The organism is Streptococcus sp. HMSC062H02, assembly GCF_001813005.1.
In the GTDB taxonomy this organism is placed as follows: Bacteria; Bacillota; Bacilli; order Lactobacillales; family Streptococcaceae; genus Streptococcus; species Streptococcus oralis_S.
This window is the reverse complement of the sequence record NZ_KV811134.1, coordinates 176,118-195,136: the sequence shown is the minus strand read 5'-3', so window position 1 is coordinate 195,136 and position 19,019 is coordinate 176,118. Positions and strand designations below refer to the sequence as shown.

At 42.6% G+C, this 19,019-nt stretch carries 21 protein-coding genes; 20 read left to right on the top strand and 1 reads right to left on the bottom strand.

Going from position 1 to position 19,019, the window contains the following annotated elements:
- Positions 1-359: 359 nt before the first annotated feature.
- From HMPREF2885_RS09380 to deoD, 9 genes are all read left to right on the top strand, one after another.
- The gene (locus HMPREF2885_RS09380; RefSeq protein ID WP_070657887.1) at positions 360-1,415 is read left to right on the top strand and encodes an ABC transporter permease; all 1,056 of its coding nucleotides are present in this window, start codon (positions 360-362) and stop codon (positions 1,413-1,415) included.
- Between the two features lie 13 nt (positions 1,416-1,428).
- On the top strand, positions 1,429-2,109 hold the full coding sequence (locus HMPREF2885_RS09375; RefSeq protein ID WP_000125730.1) for an ABC transporter ATP-binding protein: 681 nt from the start codon (positions 1,429-1,431) through the stop codon (positions 2,107-2,109).
- 125 nt (positions 2,110-2,234) lie between these two features.
- Positions 2,235-3,164 (top strand): peptidase U32 family protein, encoded by a 930-nt coding sequence (locus HMPREF2885_RS09370; RefSeq protein ID WP_000411170.1) that lies wholly within the window; start codon positions 2,235-2,237, stop codon positions 3,162-3,164.
- A 105-nt stretch (positions 3,165-3,269) separates the two neighbouring features.
- The gene (gene rpiA / locus HMPREF2885_RS09365; protein WP_000429269.1) at positions 3,270-3,953 is read left to right on the top strand and encodes a ribose-5-phosphate isomerase RpiA; all 684 of its coding nucleotides are present in this window, start codon (positions 3,270-3,272) and stop codon (positions 3,951-3,953) included.
- 23 nt (positions 3,954-3,976) lie between these two features.
- A complete protein-coding gene (locus tag HMPREF2885_RS09360) occupies positions 3,977-5,188 on the top strand; it encodes a phosphopentomutase (RefSeq protein WP_049500403.1) in 1,212 nt (403 codons plus the stop codon).
- A gap of 1 nt (position 5,189) precedes the next feature.
- Positions 5,190-5,750: a DUF1697 domain-containing protein gene (locus HMPREF2885_RS09355; RefSeq protein WP_049500400.1), complete on the top strand. Its 561-nt coding sequence runs from the start codon at positions 5,190-5,192 to the stop codon at positions 5,748-5,750.
- Positions 5,747-6,556 carry a purine-nucleoside phosphorylase gene (locus HMPREF2885_RS09350; RefSeq protein ID WP_049500398.1) on the top strand — a complete coding sequence of 270 codons (810 nt, stop codon included), beginning with the start codon at positions 5,747-5,749 and terminating at the stop codon, positions 6,554-6,556. Before HMPREF2885_RS09355 ends, HMPREF2885_RS09350 begins: the two co-directional genes overlap by 4 nt.
- 4 nt (positions 6,557-6,560) lie before the next feature.
- Positions 6,561-7,271: a type 1 glutamine amidotransferase gene (locus HMPREF2885_RS09345; RefSeq protein ID WP_065371730.1), complete on the top strand. Its 711-nt coding sequence runs from the start codon at positions 6,561-6,563 to the stop codon at positions 7,269-7,271.
- 472 nt (positions 7,272-7,743) lie between these two features.
- Complete coding sequence (gene deoD, locus HMPREF2885_RS09340; RefSeq protein ID WP_000022091.1) at positions 7,744-8,454, top strand: purine-nucleoside phosphorylase; 711 nt, start codon at positions 7,744-7,746, stop codon at positions 8,452-8,454.
- Between the two features lie 32 nt (positions 8,455-8,486).
- On the opposite strand, the gene pavA is transcribed toward deoD, so the two are convergent.
- Positions 8,487-10,142 (bottom strand): Rqc2 family fibronectin-binding protein PavA, encoded by a 1,656-nt coding sequence (gene pavA, locus HMPREF2885_RS09335; protein WP_070657885.1) that lies wholly within the window; start codon positions 10,140-10,142, stop codon positions 8,487-8,489.
- A 104-nt stretch (positions 10,143-10,246) separates the two neighbouring features.
- Between pavA and ybeY the strand changes: the two genes are divergently transcribed.
- The 11 genes from ybeY to tehB all read left to right on the top strand — a co-directional run bounded on the left by ybeY (position 10,247) and on the right by tehB (position 18,877).
- Positions 10,247-10,744, top strand: a complete 498-nt coding sequence (gene ybeY, locus HMPREF2885_RS09330) for an rRNA maturation RNase YbeY (protein ID WP_000275172.1) — start codon at positions 10,247-10,249, stop codon at positions 10,742-10,744.
- On the top strand, positions 10,725-11,120 hold the full coding sequence (locus HMPREF2885_RS09325; RefSeq protein ID WP_049549991.1) for a diacylglycerol kinase family protein: 396 nt from the start codon (positions 10,725-10,727) through the stop codon (positions 11,118-11,120). Before ybeY ends, HMPREF2885_RS09325 begins: the two co-directional genes overlap by 20 nt.
- A 16-nt stretch (positions 11,121-11,136) precedes the next feature.
- Positions 11,137-12,036: a GTPase Era gene (gene era / locus HMPREF2885_RS09320; RefSeq protein ID WP_000143275.1), complete on the top strand. Its 900-nt coding sequence runs from the start codon at positions 11,137-11,139 to the stop codon at positions 12,034-12,036.
- A 48-nt stretch (positions 12,037-12,084) separates the two neighbouring features.
- Entirely contained in the window at positions 12,085-12,909 is an 825-nt protein-coding gene (gene mutM / locus HMPREF2885_RS09315; protein WP_049500853.1) for a DNA-formamidopyrimidine glycosylase, read from the top strand.
- Positions 12,909-13,514, top strand: coding sequence for a dephospho-CoA kinase (gene coaE, locus HMPREF2885_RS09310; protein WP_070657883.1), 606 nt, complete (start codon positions 12,909-12,911; stop codon positions 13,512-13,514). Before mutM ends, coaE begins: the two co-directional genes overlap by 1 nt.
- Positions 13,501-14,700, top strand: a complete 1,200-nt coding sequence (locus tag HMPREF2885_RS09305) for a multidrug efflux MFS transporter PmrA (protein ID WP_070657881.1) — start codon at positions 13,501-13,503, stop codon at positions 14,698-14,700. The genes coaE and HMPREF2885_RS09305 overlap by 14 nt, the downstream gene beginning before the upstream one ends.
- The gene (rpmG, locus tag HMPREF2885_RS09300) at positions 14,700-14,849 is read left to right on the top strand and encodes a 50S ribosomal protein L33 (RefSeq protein ID WP_007519517.1); all 150 of its coding nucleotides are present in this window, start codon (positions 14,700-14,702) and stop codon (positions 14,847-14,849) included. The genes HMPREF2885_RS09305 and rpmG overlap by 1 nt, the downstream gene beginning before the upstream one ends.
- Before the next feature lie 39 nt (positions 14,850-14,888).
- On the top strand, positions 14,889-15,122 hold the full coding sequence (gene secG, locus HMPREF2885_RS09295; protein WP_000282517.1) for a preprotein translocase subunit SecG: 234 nt from the start codon (positions 14,889-14,891) through the stop codon (positions 15,120-15,122).
- A 95-nt stretch (positions 15,123-15,217) separates the two neighbouring features.
- Positions 15,218-17,572, top strand: coding sequence for a ribonuclease R (gene rnr / locus HMPREF2885_RS09290; protein ID WP_000653274.1), 2,355 nt, complete (start codon positions 15,218-15,220; stop codon positions 17,570-17,572).
- On the top strand, positions 17,535-18,002 hold the full coding sequence (gene smpB / locus HMPREF2885_RS09285; RefSeq protein WP_001051742.1) for an SsrA-binding protein SmpB: 468 nt from the start codon (positions 17,535-17,537) through the stop codon (positions 18,000-18,002). The genes rnr and smpB overlap by 38 nt, the downstream gene beginning before the upstream one ends.
- A 14-nt stretch (positions 18,003-18,016) precedes the next feature.
- Positions 18,017-18,877, top strand: a complete 861-nt coding sequence (gene tehB / locus HMPREF2885_RS09280; protein WP_000413068.1) for an SAM-dependent methyltransferase TehB — start codon at positions 18,017-18,019, stop codon at positions 18,875-18,877.
- Positions 18,878-19,019: the final 142 nt, after the last annotated feature.

Genomic DNA, 19,019 nt, shown 5'->3' with positions numbered 1-19,019 from the left:
TTTTATCATTTTTTATGCAGAGAATTATTACAGGATTGTTACAAAACTACTAAAGTCTCTTATCATCCTCTAAGTCGCTCTCTTGACACCTACAAGGGAAAATGGTAGCATGGATGTTACACTTAAAACAGATGACATGACCTTCTCTTTTATAAATATACTGAGAAAGAAAAGGATAACTTATATAAATTGATAGTAAGCTGAGGCTTTTCCTAAGATGATTTGTTAAGTTGCTACCCTGATTTATTTTAAAAAGTATTGGTAGGAGTTGTTTTGAATGGATGATAAGACAGAGATTCTGTCTATTGGTCTGGGTGGCTTTTAAACTACCTCTGGGGAAAAGTAAAAAGGAGATAAGCATGTATCTTGCTATCAAAGAGATATTACGAAACAAACTTCGATATAGTTTGATTCTAACTACCATTTTTCTTATCGCTTTCATGGTCTTTTTTATGACCAGTCTAGCTCTTGGTCTTGTGCGAAACAACCGAGCAGCTATTGATAATTGGCAAGCGACGGGTGTCGTTTTATCCGACTACGCAAATGATAATTTGACAGCATCCTTTATTCCTGAAAAGGACCACAAGGACAAGAGTTCTGAAGAGGCTGCTCCATTGGGCTATATGTTCGCTGTAACCAATCTAGTCGATGGTAGTGAAAAGGTCAATGTTTCCATTTTTGCTCAAAACTGGGACTCTTTTATCTCTCCTAGTTTGACGGAGGGTCGTTATCCTGAAGGAGATGATGAGGTTGTCGTGGATCAGTCTTTTGAGAACTATGGGATGAAGCTAGGTGATGCCATTCAGCTCAATGGAAGTGATTCAAGTTACAAGATTGTAGGCCTGACTCAAGGAAATAAGTTTTTCACTGAGCCTGTTGTCTTTACGAGTCTGACAACTTATTGGACCTTACAAGGAACCTTGAAAGCCAATCGTTCCATCACTGCCTTGGTATTGAAAAATGACATAGAAGTGTCTGGCGATGGACTGAAACAGATTTCCATTCCAAAAATGATTTCGAAAATTCCTGGTTACACACCTCAGGTGAATGTATTTTCAGGAATGATTCTCGCTATGATTGTCATTACAGGCTTGATTGTGGGGATTTTTGTTTATATCATTACCATCCAAAAACTAGGCCTTTATGGAATAATGCGAGCTCAAGGGATACAGATCAAAACCATTGTATGGTCTCTATTCTGTCAAATCTTCCTCCTAGCTGGTATGGGGATTGCTTTAGCCTTGCTGGCAATCGGAGGAGTGATTTTAGTCTTACCAGCTACCTTCTTTTTCTATCCAAGTTGGATAGCCTACTCTGTCCTAAGTTTGGTAATTTCCTTGATGGCCCTTCTAGGTGGTGTCATTTCACTTCCACGCTTGTTAAAGGTGGACCCGATTACTGCGATTGCAGAATGATAAGGAGAATAGTATGACAGCATTGATTGAAATGAATCAAGTGACAAAAACCTACGGGGAAGGAAAGATGAAAGTCGTAGCCCTGCATGAGACGAATTTTCAGCTAAATGCGGGAGAGTTCGTAGCTATCGTTGGACCTTCAGGTTCCGGAAAGACGACCTTTCTAACAACTCTAGGACAACTACAGGAAGCATCGAGTGGAAAGATTCTAGTCAAGGGGAAGGAAACAGGCAGTTTGACGGAGAAGGAAAAAACAGATCTCCGTTTTAGAGAGTTTGGTTTCATTCTCCAGGCTTCAAACTTAATTCCTTTTCTAACGGTCAAGGAACAGCTAGATTTGATAGACAGACTAGATAAGGGGAAAAATAGTAAAAGTGACCGAAAAGAGCTGTTTGACTTGTTGGATTTGGAAAAAGTTCAAAATCATTATCCCAAAGCTCTATCGGGTGGTGAACGTCAACGTGCCGCGATTGCTAGAGCGCTCTATAACAATCCAAGCATTGTGCTTGCAGATGAGCCGACAGCCAGTCTTGACACTGAGCGTGCTTACCAAGTAACGGAGATGCTGGCTGCCATTGCCCATGAACAAGGTAGAGGAGTTGTTATGATTACGCACGATACTCGTCTTCTTGATAAGGTTGATCGTATTTATGTCATGAACGATGGCCACCTAGTTGAAGAAACACATGCATAAAATAGAGTGAATGGTACAAGTTACTGTTCACTTTTTTGATTGGAAAAGATAGAAACAAGTTTAACTTTTTGTGAAACTCTCAGTAACCATAGCTGATTTTTGAGAAATGTGGTATAATCTTCCTTATGGAAAAGATTATCATTACAGCAACTGCTGAAAGTATTGAACAAGTTGAACAACTACTCGAAGCTGGCGTAGACCGTATCTATGTCGGTGAGAAAGATTTTGGCCTTCGTCTGCCAACGACTTTTAGTCATGACCAATTGCGTGAGATTGCTAAGTTGGTTCATGAAGCTGGCAAAGAATTGATTGTTTCGGTTAATGCCCTCATGCACCAAGATATGATGGACCGTATCAAGCCTTTCCTAGACTTCTTGGAAGAAATCAAGACAGACTATATTACTGTTGGGGATGCAGGTGTCTTTTACGTTGTCAATCGCGATGGTTATTCCTTTAAGACCATTTATGATGCTTCAACCATGGTAACAAGCAGTCGTCAGATTAACTTCTGGGGTCAAAAGGCTGGCGCCTCTGAGGCGGTTTTGGCGCGTGAAATTCCATCTGCTGAACTCTTCAAGATGCCAGAGATTTTGGAAATTCCTGCTGAAGTATTGGTTTATGGGGCTAGTGTCATTCACCATTCTAAGCGTCCGCTCTTGCAAAACTACTATAACTTCACGCACATCGATGATGAAAAGACACGTAAACGTGACCTCTTCTTAGCAGAACCGAGTGACCCTGAGAGCCATTATTCTATCTTTGAAGACAATCATGGTACTCACATCTTTGCCAACAATGACCTTGATTTGATGACCAAATTGACAGAATTGGTCGAGCACGGCTTTACTCACTGGAAGCTAGAGGGGCTCTACACACCTGGTCAGAATTTTGTAGAAATTGCTAAACTCTTTATCCAAGCACGTAGCTTGATTCAAGAGGGGAATTTCAGCCATGACCAAGCTTTCTTGTTAGATGAGGAAGTGCGCAAGTTACACCCTAAAAACCGTTTCCTCGACACAGGATTCTATGATTACGATCCTGATATGGTTAAATAGGACACCAAAACCCGAAATAAAAATGTTCGGGTTTTTCCAGTGTATCCATGAAATAAAAACGGATACATGTTATAATAAAAATAGCTCTTTAATGGAGGTGTTTGAGTGGAAAATCTGAAGAAAATGGCAGGTATCAAGGCTGCTGAGTTTGTCAAGGATGGCATGGTAGTCGGACTTGGAACGGGCTCTACTGCCTACTATTTCGTAGAAGAAATCGGTCGTCGGATTAAGGAAGAAGGTTTGCAGATTACTGCTGTGACAACTTCCAGTGTGACTAGTAAACAGGCTGAAGGTCTTAACATCCCGCTCAAGTCAATTGATCAAGTAGACTTTGTCGATGTGACGGTTGATGGGGCGGATGAAGTAGATAGCCAGTTTAACGGAATCAAAGGCGGTGGTGGTGCCCTTCTGATGGAGAAGGTTGTGGCAACGCCCTCAAAAGAATACATTTGGGTGGTAGATGAAAGCAAACTAGTAGAGAAACTAGGTGCTTTTAAATTGCCAGTAGAAGTGGTTCAGTATGGTGCAGAACAGGTCTTTCGTCGGTTTGAACGAGCTGGCTACAAACCAAGTTTCCGTGAAAAAGACGGCCAACGTTTTGTGACCGATATGCAGAACTTTATCATTGATCTTGCCTTGGATGTCATTGAAGATCCGATTACTTTCGGGCAAGAAATGGACCATGTCGTTGGTGTCGTAGAGCATGGCTTGTTCAACCAAATGGTGGACAAGGTCATCGTAGCGGGACGAGATGGTGTTCAGATTTTAACTTCAACAAAAGCAAGATAACTAAAATAATAAGGAGACAGATTATGTCAAAATTTAATCGTATTCACTTGGTGGTACTGGATTCTGTAGGAATCGGTGCTGCGCCAGATGCCAATAACTTTGTCAATGCAGGGGTTCCAGACGGAGCTTCTGACACACTGGGACACATTTCAAAAACCGTTGGTTTGAATGTACCAAACATGGCTAAAATCGGTCTAGGAAATATTCCTCGCGAAACGCCGCTTAAGACTGTACCAGCTGAAAGCAATCCAACAGGTTATGCAACAAAATTGGAAGAAGTTTCCCTTGGTAAGGATACCATGACTGGTCACTGGGAAATCATGGGACTCAACATTACTGAGCCTTTCGATACTTTCTGGAACGGATTCCCAGAAGAAATCCTGACAAAAATCGAAGAATTTTCTGGACGTAAGGTCATTCGTGAAGCCAACAAACCTTACTCAGGAACAGCTGTTATCGATGATTTTGGACCACGTCAGATGGAAACAGGGGAGTTGATTATCTATACTTCAGCTGATCCTGTTTTGCAAATTGCTGCCCACGAAGACATCATTCCTTTGGATGAATTGTACCGTATCTGTGAATATGCTCGTTCGATTACTCTTGAACGTCCAGCCCTTTTAGGTCGTATCATTGCTCGTCCTTATGTGGGTGAACCAGGTAACTTCACTCGTACGGCAAATCGTCGTGACTTGGCCGTATCTCCATTTGCCCCGACTGTTTTGGATAAATTGAACGAAGCTGGCATCGATACGTACGCTGTTGGTAAAATAAACGATATCTTTAACGGTGCGGGTATTAACCATGACATGGGCCACAACAAGTCAAACAGCCACGGAATTGATACATTATTGAAGACAATGGGACTTGCTGGGTTTGAAAAAGGATTCTCCTTCACAAACTTGGTGGACTTTGATGCCCTTTACGGCCACCGCCGCAATGCTCATGGTTACCGTGATTGCTTGCATGAGTTTGATGAGCGCTTGCCTGAAATTATCGCAGCTATGAGAGAGGATGACCTTCTCTTGATTACTGCTGACCATGGAAATGACCCAACCTATGCAGGAACAGACCACACTCGTGAATATATTCCACTTTTAGCTTACAGCCCTAGCTTTAAGGGAAATGGTGTCATTCCAGTTGGACATTTTGCAGATATCTCAGCAACAGTTGCGGATAACTTTGGAGTGGAAACTGCCATGATTGGGGAAAGTTTCTTAGATAAATTGGTATAAGATGACACACTATGCTTTACTGGTTAGGGGCATTAATGTCGGTGGGAAAAATAAAGTTGTCATGGCGCAACTTCGTCAAGAACTGACAGAGTTGGGACTGGAAAAGGTTGAAACCTACATCAACAGTGGCAACATTTTCTTTACTTCGACAGCTCCCAAAGCCCAATTGGTTGAAAAGTTAGAGGCTTTCTTTGAAATCCATTATCCATTTATTCAGAGCTTTTCCTTGTTGAGTCTTGAGGACTTTGAAGAGGAACTTGAAAATCTGCCTGAATGGTGGACCAAAGATTTGGCACGAAAGGACGTCCTCTTTTACACGGAGGGCTTGGATGTGGATCAAGTCATCGAGAAAGTTGAAAGTTTGGAACTGAAAGATGAAGTGATTCATTTTGGAAGACTTGGGATTTTCTGGGGGAAATTCTCTGAAAAATCCTACTATGCAACTGCCTATCACAAGTACTTGCTCAAGATGCCTTTCTACCGCAACATCACCATTCGCAACGCAAAAACCTTTGACAAAATCGGTCAAATGCTAAAAAATAATAAAGGAGACACACAATGACATTTTTAGATAAAATCAAGGAAACAGCTGCTTTCCTGAAAGACAAGGGAATCCAAGCACCTGAGTTTGGTTTAATCCTTGGATCAGGACTTGGAGAATTGGCAGAAGAAATCGAAAATCCAGTTGTAGTAGACTATGCAGACATTCCAAACTGGGGCCGCTCTACAGTAGTTGGGCACGCTGGTAAATTGGTATATGGTGAACTTGCAGGGCGCAAGGTCTTGGCTCTTCAAGGACGCTTCCATTTCTACGAGGGAAATCCTCTTGAAGTCGTGACTTTCCCAGTACGTGTAATGAAAGTACTCGGATGTGAAGGTGTCATTGTAACCAATGCAGCTGGAGGTATTGGATTTGGTCCTGGTACCTTGATGGCTATCTCAGACCATATCAATATGACGGGGGAAAACCCATTGATGGGTGAAAACTTGGATGATTTTGGTCCACGTTTCCCAGATATGTCTAAAGCCTACACTCCAGAATACCGTGCTACTGCCCATGAAGTGGCTAAAAAACTCGGTATCAAGCTTGATGAAGGTGTCTATATTGGTGTAACAGGTCCGACTTATGAAACCCCAGCAGAGATTCGTGCCTATAAGACATTGGGAGCAGATGCAGTTGGTATGTCTACAGTTCCTGAAGTTATTGTGGCAGCTCACTCGGGCTTGAAAGTTCTCGGTATTTCATGTATTACGAACCATGCTGCTGGTTTCCAAGAAGAACTCAACCACGAGGAAGTTGTGGAAGTGACAGAGCGTGTTAAAGGCGACTTCAAAGGCTTGCTTAAAGCGATTCTTGCTGAATTGTAATGTCATGAGAGTTCACTTTATTTTACATGAGACATTTGAGGTTCCAGGCGCATATCTAAAATGGGCTCTAGAACGAGGTCATCAAATTACATCAACAAAGGTTTATGAAAAAGAACCTCTTCCTGAAACAATTGACGGGATTAATTTTCTGATTGTCATGGGTGGTCCTCAATCACCTGATGAGGATAGAGAAAACTTCCCATACTATGATCCAAAGGCTGAGCTTGCTTTTATGAAAGAAGCGATTGCTGCAGATATTTATATTGTTGGTGTCTGTCTTGGTGCGCAACTCCTGTCTGTTGCCTATGGTGCGAAGTATGAACATAGTCCAGAGCGCGAGATCGGCGTTTATCCTGTGACATTGACGATGCAAGGTCTAACAGATCCTCATGTCAGCTTGTTCGGAAAAAACATAGAAACCGGCCACTGGCATGGTGATATGCCAGGGCTGACAGAGGATGCTGTTGTTCTTGCGACCAGTCAAGGTTGTCCACGTCAGATTATTCGTTTCAGTCCAAAACATTATGCCTTTCAGGCTCATTTGGAATTTGATCCAGACGCAATAGAGTTATTGATTGCTGCGGATGGTGAGGAGAAATTAAGAGAGCAAAGTGAAAAGTTGCCTTTTGTTCAAACACCAGAAGAATTACGTGGAAACGATTATTCTGAAATGAATGCAAAACTGTATGTATTTTTAGATTCATTGGTAAACTAGGAATTACAGAAAGGCAGAGTATCTGAGTTATAGTCAAACTCGGGCTAATTGTTCTGTGAAATATTTAATTTTAAAATCAAGAAAGAAAGGATGGGTAAACCGTATTTGTTGAACTGAATACGGGCGGAGAACTGTGTAAAAAAGATAAACTGTCTAGCATCTGCGATGCGTCGTCAGTTTCCTATTTTTACTTTGTTCTCTGTCGCTATCCTAAATATACAAAAAGAAAGGTAGAGTAAGGTGTTCAGATTTGAACACGAGCGGAAAACTTTTCTAAAACATTGAAAGGTAGGGTAGTTTGGTTTTGAATTGAACCCGAGCTATTCTCCTATTTATCATCAAAATTAAGAAAGAAAGGAATTGAACCCACCCTAAAAGCAGTGGGAAAAAGATAGTTGGTCTAGCGAGCATCGCTCACTGCGCCCAACTCCTATTTTCCCTTCGCTTTTTGACGGGTTTGGTATCTTATATTATGTCTATCCATATTGCTGCTCAGCAGGGTGAAATTGCTGATAAAATTCTTCTTCCTGGGGATCCTCTTCGTGCGAAATTTATTGCGGAAAACTTCCTTGAAGATGCTGTTTGTTTTAATGAAGTGCGTAACATGTTTGGTTACACTGGTACTTACAAAGGGCACCGTGTATCGGTCATGGGAACTGGGATGGGGATGCCGTCCATTTCGATTTATGCGCGTGAGTTGATTGTGGACTACGGTGTGAAAAAATTGATCCGTGTGGGAACTGCTGGTTCTTTGAATGAAGATGTCCACGTCCGTGAATTGGTTTTGGCGCAAGCAGCTGCAACCAACTCAAACATCATCCGCAACGACTGGCCACAGTATGATTTCCCACAAATTGCTAGTTTTGACTTGCTAGACAAGGCCTACCATATCGCCAAAGAACTAGGTATGACCACCCACGTTGGGAACGTTTTGTCATCAGATGTCTTTTATTCAAACTACTTTGAAAAGAACATCGAACTTGGTAAATGGGGAGTTAAAGCTGTCGAAATGGAAGCAGCAGCCCTTTACTACTTGGCTGCCCAACACCACGTCGATGCACTTGCTATCATGACCATTTCTGATAGCTTGGTCAATCCAGATGAAGACACCACTGCAGAAGAACGCCAAAACACCTTCACTGATATGATGAAGGTCGGCTTGGAAACCTTAATTGCAGAGTAAATTGTAAAAGAAAATCCTGATTTCAAGTGGAATCAGGATTTTTTCATAGATGCGATTTTTTCTGGGTCTGGTGTAACGCGGAGGGTCTTTTGTCCTGTGTAGGTTACAAAGCCAGGTTTTCCACCAGTTGGTTTGTTGAGTTTTTTCACTTCAATCATATCCACCTGCACGAGATTTGACAAACGCCCTTTGGAGAAGTAGGCAGCTAGTTCGGCCGCATCTGTCTTGACTTCATCAGAAGGATTAAGATTTCCTGAGATGACGACATGGCTTCCAGGGATGTCCTTGGCATGGAACCAAAGTTCCTCCTTGCGGGCCATTTTAAAGGTCAATTCCTCATTTTGCAGGTTGTTTCGTCCGACATAGATGATGGTCTTGCCATCGCTCGCCAGATACTGTTCTGGTTTTTTGCGTTTCTGAATTTTCTCGCGTTGGCGTCTTCTAATAAAGCCTGTTTGGATCAATTCTTCACGGATTTCAGCGATTTCCTCCAGCCCAGCTTGGTTGAGAACAGTCTCAACACTTTCCAGATAGAGAATGGTTGCCTTGGTTTCTTCAATCAACTCAGTCAGGTATTTGACAGCTTCTTTGAGTTTCTGGTAGCGTTTAAAGTAGCGTTGGGCATTCTGACTAGGAGTTAGTGCCTTATCAAGAGCAATGGTGATAGGTTGGTTGGTGTAGTAGTTGTCCAAGGTAACCTGATCTTGGTCATTCGGAACTTGGTGGAGGAAGGTTGTCAACAATTCTCCTTTTTGGCGAAATTCTTCAGCATTGTCTGTCGCTAGTAACTCTTTTTCTTGTTTTTTAAGCTTATGTCGATTTTTTTGAAGTTCATTTTCAACGCGACGAATCAGTTCACTGGCTTGCTGTTTGACACGGTCCCGTTCAGCCTTGTCCTTATAGTAGGTGTCCAGCAAGTCAGAAAGACTGGTAAAAGGCTCTCCCACCTGATTTGCAAAAGGAACTGGGCTGAAAGAAGTCTCCGTTAGGAAAGGCTTGGTTTCTTGCCCGAAGAAGTTTCGGAAAGTAGACAGTTTATCACTGACAAGAATGTTTTCCAATTCATTTGCCGTATCACGTCCCAGACCTTGAAAGAGACTTTGAAGATTTTTTGCCGTTAGTTCTTGGGTTTGCAAGATTTCAAAAAGTTTTTCATCCTGGATAGTAAAAGGGTTGCGGGATTCGGTACTTGGGGGAGCGATATAGGTCGATCCGGGGAGCAAGGTGCGGTAGCTGTTTTGTGAAAAACCAACGTGTTTGATGACTTCGAGGATTTTATGGCTACTTTTATCCACGAGAAGAATATTACTGTGTTTGCCCATAATCTCTATAATCAGAGTCGCCTGGATATGATCTCCAATTTCGTTTTTATTGGAAACCGTGATTTCCACAATACGGTCATTTTCGATTTGCTCGATCGACTCAATCAGGGCACCCTGCAAATACTTTCTCAAAACCATGATAAAAGTGGAAGGTTGGGCTGGATTTTCAAAGGTTGTTTGGGTCAGCTGGATGCGACCAAAAACGGGATGAGCAGAGAGGAGCAGGCGATGGCTTTGGCGATTGCTGCGGATTTGCAAGACCAATTCTTGTTCAAAAGGTTGATTGATTTTCTGGATGCGACCATTGACTAACTCTCTTCGCAATTCCTCAATCATGTGGTGTAAAAAAAATCCGTCAAATGACATCGTTCTCTCCTTGTGATTGTATTCCATAGTATTATATCAAAAAGGTAGAATAAAATCATGGAAATGTGGTATAATAAAGCCAAGTAAAGAGAATCGAGAAGTACATGTATATTGAAATGGTAGATGAAACTGGTCAAGTTTCACAAGAAATCTTGCAACAAACCCAAGAAATTTTGGAATTTGCAGCCCAAAAAATAGGAAAAGAAGACAAGGAGATGGCAGTTACTTTTGTGACCAACGAGCGTAGCCACGAACTCAATCTAGAGTACCGTGATACGGATCGTCCGACAGATGTCATTAGCCTTGAGTATAAACCAGAGTTGGACATCTCCTTTGACGAAGAGGATTTGCTTGAAAATCCTGAATTGGCAGAGATGATGTCTGAGTTTGATGCCTATATTGGGGAACTGTTCATCTCTATCGATAAAGCGCATGAGCAGGCTGAGGAATACGGTCACAGCTTTGAGCGTGAAATGGGCTTCTTGGCAGTACACGGCTTTTTACACATTAACGGCTACGATCACTACACTCCGGAAGAAGAAGCGGAGATGTTCGGTTTACAAGAAGAAATTTTGACAGCCTATGGACTCACAAGACAATAAACGAAAATGGAAAAATCGTGACCTGGTATCCAGTTTAGAATTTGCTCTTACAGGAATTCTGACTGCTTTCAAGGAAGAACGCAATATGCGAAAACATGCAGTGACGGCTCTAGTAGTCATCTTTGCAGGTTTTGTTTTTCAGGTGTCACGAATCGAATGGCTCTTTCTCCTAATGAGCATTTTCTTAGTAGTAGCATTTGAGATTATTAACTCTGCTATTGAAAATGTAGTGGATTTAGCCAGTCACTATCACTTTTCTATGTTGGCAAAGAAAGCCAAGGACATGGCAGCAGGAGCTGTGCTAGTGGTCTCTCTTTTTGCTGCAATGACAGGTGCACTTATCTTTATCCCACGCATTTGGGATATACTATTTTAAACTATAAGAGGAAATTATGACATTTAAATCAGGCTTTGTAGCTATTTTGGGACGTCCCAATGTTGGGAAGTCAACCTTTTTAAATCACGTCATGGGGCAAAAGATTGCCATTATGAGTGACAAAGCGCAAACAACGCGCAATAAAATCATGGGGATTTACACCACGGATAAGGAGCAAATCGTCTTTATCGATACACCGGGGATTCACAAGCCCAAAACAGCTCTTGGAGATTTCATGGTGGAATCAGCCTATAGTACTTTGCGTGAAGTGGATACTGTTCTATTCATGGTGCCAGCTGATGAGCCACGTGGTAAGGGCGACGATATGATTATCGAGCGTCTGAAAGCTGCCAAGGTTCCTGTGATTCTGGTGGTGAATAAGATTGACAAGGTCCATCCAGACCAACTTTTGGCTCAGATTGATGACTTCCGTAACCAGATGGACTTTAAGGAAATTGTTCCTATCTCAGCCCTTCAGGGAAATAACGTTTCTCGACTAATCGATATTTTGAGTGAAAATCTAGAGGAAGGTTTCCAGTATTTCCCATCTGATCAAATCACAGACCACCCTGAGCGTTTCTTGGTTTCAGAAATGATTCGTGAGAAGGTTCTTCATTTGACTCGCGAAGAGATTCCTCATTCTGTCGCAGTAGTGGTCGACTCTATGAAGCGTGATGAAGAGACAGACAAGGTTCACATCCGAGCAACCATCATGGTGGAGCGCGATAGCCAAAAAGGAATTATCATCGGAAAAGGTGGCGCTATGCTCAAGAAAATAGGGACCATGGCCCGTCGTGATATCGAACTCATGCTAGGGGACAAGGTTTTCCTAGAAACTTGGGTCAAGGTCAAGAAAAACTGGCGTGATAAAAAGCTAGATTTGGCTGACTTTGGCTATAATGAAAAAGAATACTAAGTAGAGGTGGGCTCATGCCTGCTTCTTGTTTTTACAGAAGGAGGATTTATGCCTGAATTACCTGAGGTTGAAACGGTTCGTCGTGGCTTAGAAAAATTGATCTTGGGAAAGAAGATTTCTAATATAGAGATTGCTTATCCCAAGATGATTAAGACGGATTTGGAAGAGTTTCAAAAGGAATTGCCTGGTCAGATTATCGAGTCAATGGGACGTCGTGGAAAATATCTGCTTTTTTTCCTAACAGACAAGGTCTTGATTTCCCATCTGCGGATGGAGGGCAAGTATTTCTACTATCCGGACCAGGTTCCTGAACGCAAGCATGCCCATGTTTTCATCCAGTTTGAGGATGGTGGTACGCTTGTTTACGAGGATGTACGCAAGTTTGGTACGATGGAACTCTTGGCGCCTGACCTTTTGGATGCCTACTTTATTTCTAAGAAACTAGGCCCTGAGCCCAAAGATCAGGACTTTGATTTGCAGGTCTTTCAAGCTGCCCTAGCCAAGTCTAAAAAGCCTATCAAATCTCACCTTTTAGACCAAACCTTGGTAGCTGGCCTTGGTAATATCTATGTGGATGAGGTTCTTTGGCGAGCTCAGATTCATCCAGCTAGACTTTCCCAGACTTTGACGGCAGAAGAAGCGTCAGCTATTCATGACCAGACCATTGCTGTTTTGGGACAGGCAGTCGAAAAGGGCGGTTCCACCATTCGGACCTATACCAATGCCTTTGGGGAAGACGGAACCATGCAGGACTTCCATCAGGTCTATGATAAGACTGGACAAGCATGTTCGCGCTGTGGGACAGTGATTGAGAAATTCCAGCTCGGTGGACGGGGAACTCATTTTTGTCCTCAGTGTCAAAGGAGGGGCTGATGGGAAAAATCATCGGAATCACAGGAGGAATTGCCTCTGGTAAGTCAACTGTGACAAATTTCCTAAGAGAGAAAGGTTTTCAAGTGGTGGATGCTGACACAGTCGTCCACCAACTACAGAAACCTGGTGGTCGTCTTTATCAGCTCTTAGTTCAGCACTTTGGACAAAAAATAATCCTTGAAAATGAAGAACTCAATCGCCCTCTCCTAGCTAGTCTCATCTTCTCAAATCCTGAGGAGCGGGAATGGTCTAAACAAACCCAAGGAGAGATTATTCGTGAGGAATTGGCTGCACTGAGAGACCAGTTAGCTCAGACAGAAACGGTTTTTTTCATGGATATTCCCCTGCTTTTTGAACAGGACTACAGTGCTTGGTTTGATGAAACGTGGCTGGTCTATGTGGACCGTGATGTTCAGGTGGAACGTTTCATGAAACGGGATCATCTTTCTAAGGAAGTAGCAGAGTCCCGTTTGGCCGCCCAATGGTCTTTAGAAGAAAAGAAAAAATTGGCGAGTCATATATTAGATAACAATGGCAGTCGTGATCAGCTCGTGAGTCAAGTAGTGAAGTTACTTGAAGGAGGCGACAGCTGTGCAAGAGATTAGTTGGAAAGAGAATCTTCGTGTCGCCTGGTTCGGTAGTTTTCTAACGGGCGCCAGCATTTCCTTGGTCGTTCCTTTCATGCCTATCTTTGTAGAGCAGTTGGGAATTGAAGGGGACCAAGTTGCTTTTTATGCTGGATTAGCCATCTCAGTTTCGGCTGTTTCAGCAGCTCTAGTTTCTCCTATCTGGGGTATTCTTGCTGACAAGTACGGTCGAAAGCCCATGATGATTCGAGCTGGGCTTGCCATGACCATCACTATGGGAGGTTTGGCCTTCGTGCCGAATATCTATTGGCTACTCTTTCTGCGCTTGCTTAATGGTGTATTTACTGGTTTTGTCCCCAATGCAACGGCCTTAATTGCTAGTCAGGTACCCAAAGATAAGTCTGGAGCGGCTCTGGGGACTTTATCTACAGGTGTTGTTGCAGGAACACTGACGGGTCCCTTTGTTGGAGGCTTGGTTGCTGAAATTTTTGGTATTCGTAATGTCTTTTTATTGGTAGGTACTTTCTTATTTTTAGCTGCAATCCTAACCATTTTCTTTATCAAGGAAGATTTTCAGCCAGTGGCTAAGGAGAAGGCTATCCCAACGAAAGAAGTATTTTCTTCTTTCAAGTATCCTAGGCTTTTAGCGAACCTATTTTTGACGAGCTTTGTCATTCAATTTTCAGCTCAATCAATTGGTCCCATTCTAGCTCTCTATGTGCGGGACTTAGGGCAATCTGAGAATCTCCTATTTGTATCTGGATTAATCGTATCCAGCATGGGATTTTCTAGCATGATGAGTGCTGGAATTCTAGGAAAACTTGGCGATAAGGTAGGGAATCATCGATTGTTAGTTGCAGCGCAGATTTATTCCGTCATCATTTACCTTCTTTGTGCCCATGCAACCAGCCCCCTTCAACTTGGCTTGTATCGTTTTCTCTTTGGTCTGGGAACAGGAGCTCTCATACCAGGTGTCAATGCTCTTCTTAGCAAAATGACTCCAAAATCAGGTATTTCACGGATTTTCGCCTTCAACCAAGTCTTTTTTTACCTTGGTGGAGTGATCGGACCTATGGCGGGATCCGCAGTTGCAGGATATTTGGGCTACCATGCTGTCTTTTATGCGACAGCAGCCTGTGTAGCTTTCAGTTGTTTATGCAACTTAGTACAATTTAGATCATTATTAAAAGTAAAGGAAATCTAGTGCGAGTAAAAATCAATCTCAAGTGCTCCTCTTGTGGCAGCATGAATTATCTAACCAGTAAGAACTCCAAAACCCATCCAGACAAGATTGAGGTGTTAAAATATTGTCCAAAGGAAAGAAAAGTAACTTTACATCTTGAATCTAAGTAGAATTTATGGTAAAATAATAGGGATTTTAAGGAGTTTGATATGTATAACCTATTATTAACCATTTTATTAGTATTATCTGTTGTGATTGTGATTGCGATTTTCATGCAACCAACTAAGAACCAATCCAGCAATGTATTTGATGCCAGCTCAGGCGATTTGTTTGAACGTAGTAAAGCTCGTGGTTTTGAAGCTGTGATGCAACGTTTGACAGGTATTTTAGTCTTTTTCTGGCTAGCCATTGCCTTAGCATTGACGGTATTATCAAGTAGATAAGAAATGGGCGAGACTAGGTCTTAGCCTATTTTTATTTTGAATGATGTTTACTAAAGTTATCAGCCAAAAAAATTTTAAAAATCTAGAAAGAAAACATGAAAGATAAAATTAAAGAATATTTGCAAGAGAAGGGGCGAGTGACGGTAAATGACCTAGCTCAGGCTCTCGGAAAGGATGGGTCCAAGGATTTCCGTGAGTTGATTAAAACCCTGTCTCTCATGGAAAGAAAGCACCAGATTCGTTTTGAAGATGATGGTAGTTTATGTCTGGACCAAAAGAAGAAACATGAAATCACCCTCAAAGGGATTTTTCATGCCCATAAAAATGGCTTTGGCTTTGTCAGTATAGAAGGCGAAGAGGACGACCTTTTTGTAGGGAAAAACGATGTCAACTACGCTATTGATGGCGATACCGTTGAGGTCGTGATTAAGAAAGTCGCTGACCGTAATAAGGGAACGGCAGCAGAAGCCAAAATTATTGATATCCTAGAACACAGCCTGACAACCGTTGTCGGTCAAATCGTTCTTGATGAGGAAAAACCCAAGTATGCAGGTTACATTCGTTCTAAAAATCAAAAGATTAGTCAACCCATCTATGTTAAGAAACCAGCCCTCAAACTTGAAGGAACAGAGGTTCTCAAGGTCTTTATCGATAAGTACCCAAGTAAGAAACACGATTTCTTTGTCGCTGGTGTGCTAGATGTTGTTGGACATTCTACAGATGCAGGGATTGACGTTCTTGAAGTCTTAGAGTCCATGGATATTGTTTCAGAATTTCCAGAGGCTGTTCTCAAGGAAGCAGAAAGTGTACCAGAAGCTCCATCAGAGAAGGATATGGAAGGTCGTCTGGACCTGAGAGATGAGATTACCTTTACCATTGACGGTGCGGATGCTAAGGACTTGGATGATGCGGTACACATCAAGCCTTTGAAAAATGGCAATCTAGAACTCGGAGTTCACATCGCGGATGTTTCCTACTACGTGACTGAGGGTTCTGCCCTTGACAAGGAAGCCCTTAACCGCGCAACTTCTGTCTATGTGACAGACCGTGTAGTACCTATGCTACCAGAACGCCTTTCAAACGGCATTTGCTCTCTTAATCCACAAGTTGACCGCCTGACCCAGTCTGCCATTATGGAAATTGATAAACATGGTCGTGTAGTCAACTACACCATCACACAAACGGTTATCAAGACTAGTTTTCGTATGACCTATAGCGCTGTCAATGACATCCTGGCTGGCGATGAGGAGAAGAGACAAGAGTTTAAGAAAATTGTTCCTAGTATCGAGCTCATGGCCAAGCTTCACGAAAGGCTAGAAAACATGCGTGAGAAACGTGGTGCCCTGAATTTTGATACCAGCGAAGCTAAGATTTTGGTGGATAAAAAAGGCAAGCCTGTGGATATTGTCCTCCGTCAACGCGGCGTTGCTGAGCGGATGATTGAGTCCTTCATGTTGATAGCCAACGAAACAGTTGCCGAACACTTCAGCAAGCTGGACCTACCTTTTATCTATCGGATTCACGAGGAGCCCAAGGCTGAAAAAGTTCAGAAGTTTATTGATTACGCTTCGAGCTTTGGCTTGCGAATTTATGGGACTGCTAGTGAGATTAGCCAGGAGGCCCTTCAAGACATCATGCGTGCTGTTGAGGGAGAACCTTATGCGGATGTATTATCCATGATGCTTCTCCGTTCTATGCAACAGGCTCGCTATTCAGAGCACAATCATGGTCATTATGGTCTTGCTGCAGACTATTACACTCACTTCACCAGCCCCATTCGTCGTTATCCTGACCTTCTAGTCCATCGGATGATTCGCGACTATGGGCGTTCTAAGGAAATAGCAGAGCATTTTGAACAAGTGATTCCAGAGATTGCGACCCAGTCTTCCAACCGTGAGCGCCGTGCCATCGAGGCAGAGCGTGAAGTCGAAGCCATGAAAAAGGCTGAGTACATGGAAGAATATGTGGGTGAAGAGTATGATGCGGTTGTATCCAGCATTGTCAAGTTTGGTCTCTTTGTTGAATTGTCAAACACGGTTGAAGGCTTGATTCATATCACTAATTTACCTGAATTTTATCATTTTAATGAACGTGATTTGACTCTTCGTGGGGAAAAATCAGGAATAACTTTCCGTGTAGGACAGCAAATTCGCATTCGGGTTGAAAGAGCCGATAAGATGACAGGTGAGATTGACTTCTCTTATATCCCAAGTGAGTTTGATGTCATTGAAAAAGGATTGAAACAAGCTGGTCGCAAAGAAAGAGGGCGTGGTTCAAGTCGTCGTTCAGATAAGAAGGAAGACAAGAGAAAATCAGGGCACTCAAATGATAAGCACAAGCATTCACAAAAAGATAAAAAGAAAAAAGGCAAGAAACCTTTTTACAAGGAAGTAGCTAAGAAAGGAGCCAAGCATGGCAAAGGGCGAGGGAAAGGTCGTCGCACAAAATAAAAAGGCGCACCACGACTATACAATCGTAGATACGCTAGAGGCAGGGATGGTCCTGACTGGAACTGAAATTAAGAGCGTTCGAGCAGCTCGAATCAATCTCAAGGACGGCTTTGCCCAAGTAAAAAATGGGGAAGTCTGGCTGAGCAATGTCCATATCGCCCCTTACGAAGAGGGCAATATCTGGAACCAGGAACCTGAACGTCGTCGTAAACTCCTGCTCCATAAGAAGCAAATTCAAAAATTGGAACAAGAGACCAAAGGGACAGGAATGACCCTTGTTCCCCTTAAAGTCTATATTAAAGATGGCTACGCCAAACTCCTTTTAGGACTTGCTAAAGGGAAACATGACTATGACAAACGGGAGTCGATCAAGCGACGTGAACAAAACCGCGACATCGCGCGTGTGATGAAAGCTGTCAACCAGCGTTAAGAAGAGGAAGTAAAATGGAAAAACTAATTGCCTATAAACGGATGCCCTTGTGGAATAAACAGACCATGCCTGAAGCAGTTCAGCAAAAGCACAATACCAAGGTCGGCACTTGGGGAAAAATTACTGTCTTGAAAGGGGTACTCAAGTTTATTGAATTAACCGAAGATGGTGAGGTTCTAGCTGAGCACCTCTTTGAGGCAGGAGCAGACAACCCTATGGCACAACCGCAAGCCTGGCACCGAGTAGAGGCTGCAACAGACGATGTAGAGTGGTATTTGGAATTTTATTGTAAACCTGAGGATTATTTCCCTAAGAAATACAATACCAATCCAGTCCATTCAGAGGTCCTAGAGGCTATGCAGACAGTGAAACCAGGAAGAGCCTTGGATTTGGGTTGTGGTCAGGGGCGTAACTCTCTCTTTCTCGCACAGAATGGTTTTGATGTGACAGCTGTGGATCAGAATGAATTGTCCCTTGAAATCTTGCAAAGCATTGTGGAACAAGAGGATCTAGACATGCCTGTAGGACTATACGATATCAATTCGGCCAGCATTAGCCAAGACTATGATTTCATCGTATCGACAGTTGTTCTGATGTTCCTACAAGCGGACCGCATTCCAGCTATTATCCAAAATATGCAGGAGCACACCACGGTCGGTGGCTATAACCTTATCGTCTGTGCTATGGATACAGAGGATTATCCTTGCTCAGTCAATTTCCCATTCACCTTTAAAGAAGGGGAGTTGGCGGACTACTACAAGGATTGGGAATTAATTAAGTACAATGAAAATCCAGGACATTTGCACCGTCGTGATGAAAATGGCAATCGTATTCAACTACGCTTTGCGACTATGTTAGCTAAAAAAATCAAGTAAATCAAACATATACAAGCGAATAGTAACCGATTTGCAAGGTTTCTATTCGTTTTTGTTTGCGTTGGTTGATTGGGGCGAGCAGGATTTTATGCTATACTAGAAGTAGGAAATCTGAGTAGTAGAACTGTATTGCTGATACTCT